This is a genomic window from Cellulophaga sp. 20_2_10 (assembly GCF_023476645.1).
Lineage (GTDB): Bacteria > Bacteroidota > Bacteroidia > Flavobacteriales > Flavobacteriaceae > Cellulophaga.
The window spans coordinates 305,929-318,203 of sequence record NZ_JAMCOJ010000001.1; the positions used below are offsets into that span (position 1 = coordinate 305,929).

12 protein-coding genes are annotated in these 12,275 nt (G+C 33.5%); 8 read left to right on the forward strand and 4 right to left on the reverse strand.

Annotated elements, in window-relative coordinates; all coding sequences use genetic code 11:
• Positions 1-44: 44 nt before the first annotated feature.
• Both lpdA and M4I21_RS01375 read right to left on the reverse strand, forming a co-directional pair.
• A complete protein-coding gene (lpdA, locus tag M4I21_RS01370; protein ID WP_249557177.1) occupies positions 45-1,445 on the reverse strand; it encodes a dihydrolipoyl dehydrogenase in 1,401 nt (466 codons plus the stop codon).
• Positions 1,446-1,564: 119 nt separating this feature from the next.
• Entirely contained in the window at positions 1,565-2,029 is a 465-nt protein-coding gene (locus M4I21_RS01375) for an Lrp/AsnC family transcriptional regulator (protein WP_249557773.1), read from the reverse strand.
• A gap of 161 nt (positions 2,030-2,190) precedes the next feature.
• Here M4I21_RS01375 and M4I21_RS01380 point away from each other — a divergent pair, with 161 nt between their 5' ends.
• From M4I21_RS01380 to M4I21_RS01400, 5 genes are all read left to right on the forward strand, one after another.
• Entirely contained in the window at positions 2,191-3,393 is a 1,203-nt protein-coding gene (locus tag M4I21_RS01380; protein WP_249557179.1) for an aminotransferase class I/II-fold pyridoxal phosphate-dependent enzyme, read from the forward strand.
• Positions 3,394-3,477: 84 nt separating this feature from the next.
• Positions 3,478-5,148, forward strand: a complete 1,671-nt coding sequence (locus M4I21_RS01385; protein WP_249557181.1) for a Na+/H+ antiporter NhaC family protein — start codon at positions 3,478-3,480, stop codon at positions 5,146-5,148.
• Between the two features lie 125 nt (positions 5,149-5,273).
• Entirely contained in the window at positions 5,274-5,918 is a 645-nt protein-coding gene (locus M4I21_RS01390; protein WP_249557183.1) for a peroxiredoxin, read from the forward strand.
• A gap of 7 nt (positions 5,919-5,925) precedes the next feature.
• On the forward strand, positions 5,926-6,240 hold the full coding sequence (locus tag M4I21_RS01395; RefSeq protein WP_249557184.1) for a thioredoxin family protein: 315 nt from the start codon (positions 5,926-5,928) through the stop codon (positions 6,238-6,240).
• Complete coding sequence (locus M4I21_RS01400; RefSeq protein WP_249557185.1) at positions 6,221-6,478, forward strand: DUF6952 family protein; 258 nt, start codon at positions 6,221-6,223, stop codon at positions 6,476-6,478. Before M4I21_RS01395 ends, M4I21_RS01400 begins: the two co-directional genes overlap by 20 nt.
• 231 nt (positions 6,479-6,709) lie before the next feature.
• Here the strand turns inward: M4I21_RS01400 and M4I21_RS01405 are convergent, their stop codons facing one another.
• Positions 6,710-7,183: an ankyrin repeat domain-containing protein gene (locus M4I21_RS01405; RefSeq protein ID WP_249557187.1), complete on the reverse strand. Its 474-nt coding sequence runs from the start codon at positions 7,181-7,183 to the stop codon at positions 6,710-6,712.
• A gap of 67 nt (positions 7,184-7,250) precedes the next feature.
• Positions 7,251-8,708, reverse strand: coding sequence for a catalase (locus tag M4I21_RS01410; protein WP_249557188.1), 1,458 nt, complete (start codon positions 8,706-8,708; stop codon positions 7,251-7,253).
• Between the two features lie 228 nt (positions 8,709-8,936).
• On the opposite strand from M4I21_RS01410, the gene tpx reads away from it, so the two are divergent.
• Genes tpx through M4I21_RS01425 form a run of 3 tightly spaced genes read left to right on the forward strand, consistent with a single transcriptional unit; the run spans position 8,937 to position 12,263 of the window.
• Positions 8,937-9,434 (forward strand): thiol peroxidase, encoded by a 498-nt coding sequence (gene tpx / locus M4I21_RS01415; RefSeq protein ID WP_249557190.1) that lies wholly within the window; start codon positions 8,937-8,939, stop codon positions 9,432-9,434.
• Position 9,435: 1 nt separating this feature from the next.
• Positions 9,436-9,807, forward strand: coding sequence for a diacylglycerol kinase (locus tag M4I21_RS01420; RefSeq protein WP_249557192.1), 372 nt, complete (start codon positions 9,436-9,438; stop codon positions 9,805-9,807).
• A gap of 44 nt (positions 9,808-9,851) precedes the next feature.
• On the forward strand, positions 9,852-12,263 hold the full coding sequence (locus M4I21_RS01425; RefSeq protein WP_249557194.1) for an FtsK/SpoIIIE family DNA translocase: 2,412 nt from the start codon (positions 9,852-9,854) through the stop codon (positions 12,261-12,263).
• The last annotated feature ends 12 nt before the right edge of the window (positions 12,264-12,275 follow it).

Genomic DNA, 12,275 nt, shown 5'->3' on the forward strand with positions numbered 1-12,275 from the left:
GCTACTCTATTGAGTAGCCTTTTTTGTTTAATATAAATAGAAGCTTAAATATGTAAAGCTCTATCGCCTGTAGCAGCTAAGGCCGCTTCTTTAATAGCTTCTGTAAATGTTGGGTGAGCGTGAGACATTCTAGATACATCTTCTGCACTAGCTCTGTACTCCATAGCAACAACTGCTTCTGCAATCATATCTGCTGCACGTGCACCAACCATATGCACACCTAAAATTTCGTCTGTAGTTTTATCTGCAAGTACTTTTACAAATCCGTCTAAATCCATACTAGCTCTAGATCTACCTAAAGCACGCATAGGAAACTGACCAACTTTATATTCAACTCCAGCTTCTTTTAATTGCTCTTCCGTTTTACCAACAGCTGCAACCTCTGGCCAAGTATATACTACACCTGGAATTAAATTGTAATCTATATGTGGTTTTTGACCTGCAATAGTTTCAGCAACAAAAGTTCCTTCTTCTTCAGCTTTATGCGCTAACATAGCACCTTTAATTACATCACCAATAGCGTAAATATTAGAAGCACTTGTTTGTAAATGCTCGTTAACATCTACCAATCCTCTATCTGTTAATTTAACACCAGCAGCCTCAGCATTTAAGCCATCTGTATATGCATGACGACCAACAGCTACCAAACAGTAATCTCCTGTAAATGTAACTTCTTCTCCTTTTTTATTATCAGCCTTAACTATAACTTCATCTCCTTTGCGCTCAACAGATTTTACTTTGTGAGACAAATTCATTTTAAACTTCTGTTTCTTTAAAACTTTATTCAGTTCTTTAGAAACACCAGCATCCATAGTTGGTACAATACGGTCCATATACTCCACTACAGAAACTTCTGCTCCTAATCTTTTGTATACTTGTCCTAATTCTAAACCAATAACACCACCACCAATTACAATAAGGTGTTTTGGTATTTCTTTAAGTTTTAATGCTTCTGTAGAAGTAATAACACGCTCTTTATCTAATGTAATAAAAGGCAATGTAGATGGTTTACTACCTGTAGCTATAATAGTATGTTTAGCTTCAATTTCTGTAGTTTCTTCACCTACTATAGAAATATGCGTAGCATCTTTAAAAGAACCAGTGCCTACGTAAACATCAATTTTATTTTTCTTCATTAAAAAATCAACACCACCAGTAGTTTGGTCAACTACTGCTTGTTTACGAGAAATCATTTTCTCTAGGTTGACTTTAATCTCGCCAGGAATATCTATTCCATGCTCTTCAAAATGCTTTACGGCATCTTCATAATGATGAGAAGAGTCTAACAATGCTTTAGACGGAATACAGCCTACATTTAAACATGTACCACCTAAAGTTGAATATTTCTCTATTATTGCTGTTTTCATTCCTAATTGTGCGCAACGTATAGCTGCAACATACCCTCCAGGACCTGAGCCAATTACGGCAACATCATATGAATTCATATCTTTTTCTTTGATTAAAGTTGTAAAATTAGCACTATTTTTTGTGGATAGGAAATTATAATACCTTCCTCTTTTTATTATAACAAATTTTTAGCGTTTTAGAAGTCATAACATAGATTCTAAACGCCAATCTCTATTGCTGTAGTATGTTTAACTTCATTTATCACAAAAGAACTTTGTGTACTACCAATATGGTTTAATGCCGTTAATTTGGTAACCATAAAATCTCTAAAGGCTTCCATATTTTCTACATATACTTTTAAAATGTAATCATAATCGCCACTAACATGGTAACACTCTCCTACTTCCTTTAGCTTTTGCACTTCTTTTTCAAACTGCATTAAAAACTCTTTAGAATGCTGAATAAGTTTAATGTGACACAAGACAACAAAAGACCGCCTCACTATTTTTTTGTCAATTAAAGCTACATATTTAGTAATTATACCAGTGCGTTCTAAACGCTTAATTCGTTCATAAACAGCAGTTACAGATAAGTTTAAATGCAACGCATACTCTTTAGTTGTCTTTTTACAATCGCTTTGCAGTAACGCCAATAATTTTACGTCTGTTTCATCAAAATTCACCATATTTTCCTAAAATTGAAGTAATTCCGACTAAAAATAGATTAAAAATCTATGATATTATATTTTGATAGATTTATTTTAACCAAATAACAAAATAGGTTGACAATACTACTGCTTAAATCTACTTTTAGTTCACAACTAACTACTTAAAATCAAGAAAAATGGATTATAAAGCATCAGACAAGTTACTAGATTTGCAGTACTTTGGAGAATTTGGAGGGGTTAATCCTTCTATTTCAGACTCATCTACCTATACGTTTATTTCAGCCAAAACAATGTCTGACACATTTGAAGGCAATACAGAAGGTTGTTATTTATACAGTAGACATTCTACCCCGTCTAATTTATACTTAGGTGAAGCTCTAGCTGCTTTAGAAGGCACAGAATCTGCTAACGTCTACGCAAGTGGTATGGGCGCAATAACATCTGTAATTATGCAATTATGTAGCGCTGGCGACCATATGGTAAGTAGTAGAACTATATACGGAGGAACTTATGCTTTTTTAAAGAATTTTGTAAAAAAGTTTAATGTAGACACCTCTTTTGTAAACATTACAGATATTGATGCTGTAGCTCGTGCTATTACTCCTGCAACAAAAATGATTTATTGTGAAGCTGTTAGTAACCCGCTTTTAGAAATTGCAGATATAAAAGCGTTAGCGCTATTGGCTAAAAAACATAATATTCCGCTAGTTGTAGACAATACATTCTCCCCCTTATCTATTCTTCCTGCTAAATTAGGAGCAGATATTGTAATACACAGTTTAACTAAGTTTATAAACGGTACTAGTGATACTGTTGCAGGTGTGGTTTGTGGCACTGCAGATTTTTGTGCTAGTTTAAAAGATGTAAACAATGGCGCAGCAATGCTATTGGGTAGTACTTTAGATAGCTATAGAGCAGCATCAATCTTAAAGAATATGAGAACGCTACATATCAGAATAAAAAAGCACAGCGAAAATGCTTTGTATCTATCTCAAAACTTTGAAAAAGACGGCTTACGAGTGGTATATCCTGGATTAAAGTCGCACCCTAGTCACGAAAAAATGAACAACCAAATGGTTGCCGAATATGGGTATGGTGGTATTATGACATTAGATGTAGGTTCTTTAGATAACGCCAATGCAGTAATGGAATTAATGCAAGAACGCAATTTAGGATACTTAGCAGTAAGTTTAGGGTTTTACAAGACATTATTTAGTGCTCCAGGAACGTCTACATCATCAGAAATACCAATGGAAGAACAAGAATTAATGGGACTATCTAACGGTTTAATTAGGTTATCTATAGGGTTAGATAATGACATTGAACGAACCTACAAAATGATGAAAAAATGTATGTTAGACTTGGGTATTTTGCGATAATTTAACCTTTAATATGAAGATATAAAACTTGCAAGAAACGCACCAAAATTGTAATATTACAAGGTAATTAACTAACTCACTTTAATGCATAACCAAAACCTAAGTACCTCAGACCCTAAAAATGAGCATATTGTAGAAAATAAAGAATTAAATTTCTTTGAAGCTTTAATCCCGGTAATTATCTTAATGTCGCTTTTAGCATACAATATATTTTTTGTAGAGGATCAAGAGTGGTTTGGTCAATATACCAACCAAATAATACTTTTAATTGGTGGTGGCGTTGCTGCTATAGTTGGTTTTTACAATAAAACTTCTTTCCTGACAATGGCAAAAGAAATTTGGGAAAACCTTAAAAGTGTTTTTATACCCATACTTATATTAATTATGGTTGGTGCGTTAGCGGGTACTTGGCTGGTTAGTGGTATTATACCTGCAATGGTCTATTATGGCTTACAAGTTTTAAATCCAAGTATATTTTTACCCGCATCTGTTATTATAGCTGCTATAATATCTATTGCTACTGGTAGTAGCTGGACCACTTCTGCTACTGTAGGTATTGCGCTAATAGGTATTGGTACTGCATTAGGTATTAATCCTGGAATGATCGCTGGAGCTGTTATTTCTGGTGCTTACTTTGGAGATAAAATGTCCCCGTTGAGTGACACCACAAACCTTGCTCCTGCTATGGCAGGCACAGACCTGTTTACTCATATAAAATATATGACTATAACAACGGTACCAACACTAATTGTTACACTTATCTTTTTTGGTATTTTAAGCGCTAATATAGATACATCGGGAACTACGGATACTGCATTTATATTAGACACAATAAGCACAAATTTTACTATTACACCATTATTGTTTATAGTTCCTATAGTCGTTATTGTTTTAATTCTATTAAAAACAAAACCCATTGTTGCATTACTTTCTGGTGTAGGTTTAGCTATTGTTTTTGCCTTTATTTTTCAGCCTAAGCTTTTAGATAGATTAGGTAAATCACAAGTAAGCTCTATTGTTACTGCTGTATTAACTGATACCTCTGTTTCTATAGATGACAGTGAACAAATAGCTCGTTTTTCTGCTGAAGAGTTGACACTAATTAAAGAAAATGACGATCTAAAAAACATTTTTACGAGTACCGATCTAGAACACATTTACACAAAAGAAGATCTAGCAGGTATTTTTACTACTCTTACTACAGATAAAGCAGTTTTAGCAACTAAGGCAGATAACCTAGATAAGCTAATTACTAAAAAAAGATTAAAGAAATTGTTTAGTGCTGGTGGTATTAATGGTATGCTATGGACAATTTTACTTATTTGTTGTGCTATGGTTTTTGGTGGCATTATGGATGGCATTGGAGCCTTAGCTAGAATTACAAGAGCTCTACTATCTGTAGCAACAACTACCTTTGGTTTGTTTGCAAGTACAGTTGCTAGTTGTTTGGGTTTAAATGCTATTGCAAGTGACCAATATTTAGCCATAGTAATTCCAGGTAAAATGTTTAAAAAAGCATACGAAGACAAAGGTCTTGCTCCAGAGAACTTAAGTAGAACCTTAGAAGATTCTGGTACCGTAACATCTGTATTAATTCCTTGGAATACCTGTGGTGCTTACCAGTCTGGAGTTCTTGGTGTTGGTGTTGGCGAATACTTTATATATGCTATATTTAACTGGTTAAGTCCGTTTACAACTTTACTTTTTGCTGCCTTAAACATTAAAATTAGACAGTTAAAAGACAAAAAAGCGTAAAACTAAATACTACATAAAGAAAGCTTATTGTTCTATAAACAATTAAAATTTTATTCATCTTACTAAAGCATATTTGTAGGTTATATTTGCAGTAACAAAAATGTATAACCTTAAATAAAAAATAAATGGCTTTTGTAGGTAAAAAATTCCCGGATTTAAATGTTAACGCAATGAATGAAATGGGCGATACTTTCAAACTGAACGTATTGGAAGAGGCTCAAAACAACAACAAAAAAGTATTATTATTCTGGTACCCTAAAGATTTTACTTTTGTATGCCCAACAGAATTACACGCTTTTCAATCTGCACTAGCAGAATTTGAAAAAAGAAATACAATAGTAATTGGAGCTTCTTGTGATACTGCGGAAGTACACTTTGCTTGGTTAAGTACGCCAAAAGATAATGGTGGTATAGAAGGTGTTACTTACCCAATATTAGCAGATAGCAACAGAAACTTAGCTTCTACTTTAGGAATCTTAGATATATCTAACGAAACTTACAATGATGAAACAGGAGTTATAACTGTAGATGGTGACAATGTTACTTACAGAGCAACTTACTTAATAGATGAAGAAGGTACTGTTTTTCATGAAGGAATTAACCATATGCCTTTAGGAAGAAATGTAAATGAGTTTTTACGTTTAGTAGATGCTTACACTCACGTACAAAAAAACGGTGAAGTTTGTCCTGCAAACTGGGAAGAAGGAAAAGATGCTATGCAAGCTAACGCTAAAGGTACAGCAGAATATTTAGCTTCTCACTCTAACTAATTTTAGTATGTTACTAGAACTAGAAAAAGACAACTTAGCAGAACTAATTGCTGAAAACGAAAAAGTTGTTGTACAGTTCTCTGCTACTTGGTGTGGAAACTGTAGAATTATGAAGCCTAAATTTAAAAAAGAGGCTGCAGAAAACGAATCTATTACATTTATTTTAGCTGATGCTGAGAAATTTCCTGAATCTAGAAAATTAGCCAATGTAGACAATTTACCTACATTTGCTACATTCGAAAATGGAAGTATCAAAAACCAGACGCAGACTAATAAATATGATGTTTTAAAAGAATTAGTACATGAAATTGCCAATAATTAAACACCTTACAAGTTTTATAAAAGAGAACGATGAAGATTACGTTCTTGAAACAATTGAAACTCTAGAGGCGCTCACAGAAGTTTCTTCTATTAAAGATGAAGAACTGGATGTTATTGGAGAACTAATTTCTAATATGTATGGTGCTTTAGAGGTGCAAAAATCTATTAAGGAAGGTGTACCAGAAAAAGAAGCTCTAAACAGTTTTATGAAACGAGTATTAGGTTCTATAGACAAGTAAGCAGTATAACTACTGCTCTAAAACAAAAGCCACAATTCTAATTTAGAATTGTGGCTTTTATATTTTAGACCTTTCTTTCTTTCTTTCTTTCTTTCTTTCTTTCTTTCTTTCTTTCTTTCTTTCTTTCTTTCTTTCTTTCTTTATAATCTATAATTTAAAACAAACAAAACCCTGAAAACTAGTCTCAGGGTTTTGTTTGTTATGGTAAATTGTTGTTGTTTGTTATATTCTCTATGCTAGTAGCGCAACTAAATCATCTAAACCTTGCATTTTAGCATGATCCAAAGCCGAGTTTCCTCTTTGATCTACTACAGTTTTATCTGCATTTTTATCTAATAACATTTTAATTATAGATTGCCTATTAAATGTTGCCGCGTAAATCAAAGCTGTAGCTCCAGATAAATTTACTGCATTAACAGCTGCACCTTCAGCAATTAAAAACTCGGCAATAGCATCAAAACCTTTAAAGCAAACTCCCATTAAAGCAGTATTTCCAGATGCATCTTTATCTTCTATAGAAGCATTATTAGTCAATAACACCTTTGCTATATCTAAATAGTTATAATAGGTAGCCAAAATTAGAGGCGTAGATCCACGCGTGTCTCTTATATTCACTAATTCTGGATGAGCAGCAACCATTTGGGTTACTTCCTCTAATTCATTAGCACGTATTGCATTAAAAAATGCAGTTGTTATATCCGTCATATTCTTTTTATAAAAAAAGGGATAAATAGCATACCGCTATTTATCCCGTATTAAACTATTGTTATTCTTAGTAATTTTCTAATTCCGAAATACCTAGAGCTCTACGTACTCCGTTACCGTAGGCAAGATCTGCTTTATCAAAAAGAACTAATTGACGCTCTATAACTGGCATAGAAACTCCTTGCATTGCCGCAGCAATATTACTAAATAATCTATTTTTTTGGTCGTCATTAAACATCCTGAATAAATCTCCTGGTTGCTTAAACTCACCATAGGTATCATTTTCTTCGTAACGTTTAACATCACCGCTAATTTTCATTGGTGGTTCTTCTACGCTAGCGTCTTCAATTGGTCCGCCTTTAGAATTTGGCTCATAATACGCATCTGGAGTACCAAAATCATTAGTAAAGAAACGCATAGCACCATCTTTATGGTAGTGATTAACTTCTGATTTAGCTGCATTAGCAGGTAAAGCCTCGTAATGTGTACCTAATCTATATCTGTGGGCATCTGCATAAGAAAATATACGTGCTTGCAATACTTTGTCAGGAGAAAAACCAATACCCGGAACAACATTAGAAGGCGAATAAGCTGCATTTTCTACAAATTGCCAGTAGTTTTCTGGATTTTTATTTAACTCCATCTCCCCTACTTCTATTAACGGGTAATCTGCGTGTGGCCACACCTTAGTTAAGTCGAACGGATTGTATGGTGTTTTTTCGGCATCTGCCTCTGGCATTACCTGTATTTTTAATGTCCACTTAGGAAAACTACCTTTTTCTATAGCTCCAAAAAGCTCTTCTTGATACTTTTCTCTAGTCTCACCAATTATTTTAGCCGACTCTTCATTTGTATAATGCTTATGTCCTTGTTGTGTTTTAAAGTGAAACTTCACCCAAAAACGTTCATTATCAGCACTCCAAAAACTATAGGTATGAGATCCGTAACCATTCATATGCATAGGCGTAATTGGTATACCTCTATCAGACATTAAAATAGTTACTTGGTGTAAACTCTCTGGAGATAAAGACCAATAATCCCACATTGCTTCCGGAGAGCGCATATTTGTTTTTGGATGCCTTTTTTGTGTATGTATAAAATCTGGAAACTTATAACCATCTCTTAAAAAGAATACGGGGGTATTATTACCAACCATATCCCAATTACCCTCTTCTGTATAAAACTTAACAGAAAAACCACGTACATCTCTTTCTGTATCTGCAGCTCCCATTTCACCAGCAACGGTAGAAAATCGACTTAAAATAGGTGTTTTTTTTCCTACTGAAGAAAATATTTTTGCTCTAGTATACTTACTTATATCATGTGTTACAGTAAATGTACCCATTGCTCCCCAGCCTTTTGCATGTACAACACGTTCTGGTATTCGCTCTCTATTTTGATGCGCTAATTTCTCTAATAATTTATAATCTTGAATTAAAACCGGGCCTCTATCACCAGCTGTTTGTGAACGCTGATTGTTTGATACTGGAGCCCCAGCAGAAGTGGTAAGTTTTTTGTTTTCCATAACAATACTATTTATTTGTGTCGTAAAATTAGTAAAATATTTAGCAGAACATAAGTTAAGAAATTGTTTGATCTTATCAAAGAATAAGTTTTACTTATAACTTCTTTAAAAGTAATAATTTTACCTTATAATTAATTAGTTGCAGGTGTTCGCTACTTTTTTATTCAAAATAGTTACATATCACTCATATATTTTTTAATTTCACACCAAAATTAAAACACACACATTATGGCTATAGTTACATTAAAAGGAAATAAAATAAATACAGTAGGGAATTTACCAGAAGTTGGAAGCTCAGCTCCTGATTTTAAACTAACTAAAAATGATTTATCTACAGCTACTTTGGAAAACTACAAAGGTAAAAAGGTAGTTTTAAATATATTCCCAAGTGTAGACACGGGTACTTGCGCACAATCTGTTAGACAATTTAATAAAGATGCTGCTACCTTAAATAACACAGTTGTTTTATGTGTATCTAAAGATTTACCATTTGCACAGGCTCGTTTTTGTGGCGCAGAAGGTTTAGATAATGTAGAAATGTTATCAGATTTTAAAGATGGTAATTTTGGTTCGCATTACAATGTTTCTTTTTCAGATGGACCTTTAGAGGCTCTTTTATCTAGATCTATTGTTGTTTTAAATGAAGAAGGTAAAGTTATCTACACAGAACAAGTTGCAGAAACCACTGAAGAACCCAATTATAAAGCTGCTTTAGAAGTATTATAGTATGCCAAAGGAAAGTTTTGCATTAAATAGAATACGCAGTGTTGGTTATGCTTTAAAAGGTGCTATATTACTTTTAAAAACAGAAGCTAGTATTAAGGTTCAGTTTTTTATCTGTATTTTAATTACCTCTTTAGGTTTTTATTTCAAAATCTCTAGCTCGGAATGGATTTTTCAGACGTTCGCTATTGGTATGGTAATGGGTATTGAAGGCCTTAATACAGCTATAGAAAAAATAGCAGATTACGTACAGCCGGAGTTCGATGTAAAAATTGGCTTTATTAAGGACGTTGCTGCTGGTGCTGTTATGATTGTGTCTATAACAGCATCAATAGTGGGATGTATTATTTACATCCCTAAAATTTTTAACTGGTAACCAACACATTGGTTATTTATAAATAATAAAGGAATACATATTTAATGGCAAAACAGACTAGTAAAAAGAAAGCTGCTACCCCTAAAAAGAAACGCAGTCTTGGCTTATCTAAACAAAACAAAATATTGTTAGGTAGTGTTATAATGCTGTTTGCCATTGCTTTATTTTTCTCTTTTACTTCTTTCTACTTTACCTGGCAAGAAGACCAGAGTTTGTTATCTGAGTTTGCAAATAGAAACGAACAAGCACAAAATCTATTAAATAAATTTGGAGCCAGTATTGGTCATCTATTTTTATACAAAGGTTTTGGCGTGTCTTCTTTTATAGTACCAATACTTTTATTTTTATCCGGATTAACGCTCTTTTTTAGTTTGCCTAAAAACGGTTTAATTAAAAAATGGATTTGGGGACTACTATTTATTTTGTGGTTTTCTATTGCTTTTGGATTTTTTGCTGCTAAATGGCCTTTACTAGGTGGTTTAGTTGGTTATGAGATGAATGATTTTCTTCAAGATTACGTTGGTAAAATTGGCGTATTATTATTGCTTATTTTTGGTTTGATATTTATTTTGGTTCGCCTATTTAAATTCACGCCAGAAAATGTATTACTTTACTTTAAACAAAAGAAAACTGCTTTATCTGAAGAATTTAGTTCTACCACCGATGCTACCGATTCTACTGATGCTGCTAAAGAAGATAAAAAATCTTCCGTTACAGAAAAAGTAAAAGAAGAAGCTCCTGTTGTAGTAGAAACATACACTCATAAAGAGAAAATACCACCTATAGAAAAAGAGGTTGTTAAAGAAGACAATAGCTTTGAGGTTACTGTAGCTAAAGAGGAAGAGGAACTTATTCCTGATAACTTAGATATGCAGGTAGAAAAAGTTACCGAAGAGAAAGAGGAAACAGATAACCTAGCAGATAAATTAGTTGAAGACTTTGGAGAGTTTGATCCTACCTTAGAATTAGCTAATTATAAGTTTCCGCATATAGATTTACTTGATCAACACGGCGCAAATACTGGAATTACAATTAATCAAGAAGAATTAGAAGAAAACAAAAATAAGATTGTAGAAACTCTTAAAAACTACAAAATTGGAATTGCTCAAATAAAAGCTACTATTGGACCTACGGTTACTTTGTACGAGATTGTTCCGGATGCTGGTGTACGTATTTCTAAAATTAAAAACTTAGAAGACGATATTGCATTGTCATTAGCTGCATTAGGTATTCGTATTATAGCACCAATTCCTGGCAAAGGAACTATTGGTATAGAAGTTCCTAACAAAAACCCGTCTATCGTATCTATGCGTTCTGTAATTGCAAGTAGTAGGTTCCAAAAAGCAGAAATGGAACTGCCAATTGCTTTTGGTAAAACTATTAGTAATGAGACTTTAGTCGTAGATTTAGCTAAAATGCCACACTTATTAATGGCAGGTGCTACAGGACAAGGTAAATCTGTTGGTTTAAACGCCGTATTAACATCACTCTTGTATAAAAAACATCCTGCAGAGGTTAAATTTGTACTTGTAGATCCTAAAAAAGTAGAACTTACGCTATTTAATAAGATAGAACGTCACTTTTTAGCCAAATTGCCAGATTCTGAAGATGCCATTATTACAGACAATGCCAAGGTTATAAATACCTTAAATTCGCTTTGTATAGAAATGGATAACAGGTACGAGTTGCTAAAAGCTGCAATGGTACGTAACATCAAAGAATACAATGTTAAATTTAAAGCTCGTAAATTAAATCCTAATGACGGACATATGTTTTTACCATACATTGTATTGGTAATAGATGAGTTTGCAGATTTAATTATGACAGCTGGTAAAGAGGTAGAAACACCTATTGCGCGTTTAGCTCAGTTGGCTAGAGCCATTGGTATTCATCTAATTATAGCCACACAAAGACCATCTGTAAACGTAATTACGGGTATTATAAAAGCCAATTTCCCTGCGCGTATTGCATTTAGAGTAACTTCTAAAATAGATTCTAGAACCATACTAGATGCGCAAGGTGCAGATCAATTAATTGGTCGTGGAGATATGCTTTACACACAAGGTAATGATGTTATACGTGTACAATGTGCCTTTGTAGACACTCCTGAAGTAGAAAAAATAACAGGTTACATAGGATCACAGAGAGCATATGCAGAAGCTCTTTTATTACCAGAATATGTTGGTCCGGATGAGTCTGGCACAGGTATTGATAATAACATATCAGACAGAGATATTCTGTTTAGAGATGCTGCAGAAGTTATTGTAATTGCACAACAAGGTTCTGCCTCTCTAATACAAAGAAAATTGAAGTTAGGTTACAATAGAGCAGGTAGAATTATAGATCAATTGGAAGCTGCTGGTATTGTTGGTCATTTTGAAGGAAGTAAAGCAAGACAAGTTTTAGTACCAGATATGATGGCATTAGACCAATTATTAGACAACGAGAAAAAATAACATTTAATAACC

Bases quoted from the DNA above. Each gene is read 5' to 3' on its own strand.
- lpdA (WP_249557177.1), bottom strand. From the start codon at position 1,445: ATGAATTCATATGATGTTGCCGTAATTGGCTCAGGTCCTGGAGGGTAT.
- M4I21_RS01380 (WP_249557179.1), top strand. From the start codon at position 2,191: ATGGATTATAAAGCATCAGACAAGTTACTAGATTTGCAGTACTTTGGA.
- M4I21_RS01385 (WP_249557181.1), top strand. From the start codon at position 3,478: ATGCATAACCAAAACCTAAGTACCTCAGACCCTAAAAATGAGCATATT.
- M4I21_RS01390 (WP_249557183.1), top strand. From the start codon at position 5,274: ATGGCTTTTGTAGGTAAAAAATTCCCGGATTTAAATGTTAACGCAATG.
- M4I21_RS01395 (WP_249557184.1), top strand. From the start codon at position 5,926: ATGTTACTAGAACTAGAAAAAGACAACTTAGCAGAACTAATTGCTGAA.
- M4I21_RS01400 (WP_249557185.1), top strand. From the start codon at position 6,221: ATGAAATTGCCAATAATTAAACACCTTACAAGTTTTATAAAAGAGAAC.
- M4I21_RS01405 (WP_249557187.1), bottom strand. From the start codon at position 7,183: ATGACGGATATAACAACTGCATTTTTTAATGCAATACGTGCTAATGAA.
- M4I21_RS01410 (WP_249557188.1), bottom strand. From the start codon at position 8,708: ATGGAAAACAAAAAACTTACCACTTCTGCTGGGGCTCCAGTATCAAAC.
- tpx (WP_249557190.1), top strand. From the start codon at position 8,937: ATGGCTATAGTTACATTAAAAGGAAATAAAATAAATACAGTAGGGAAT.
- M4I21_RS01420 (WP_249557192.1), top strand. From the start codon at position 9,436: ATGCCAAAGGAAAGTTTTGCATTAAATAGAATACGCAGTGTTGGTTAT.
- M4I21_RS01425 (WP_249557194.1), top strand. From the start codon at position 9,852: ATGGCAAAACAGACTAGTAAAAAGAAAGCTGCTACCCCTAAAAAGAAA.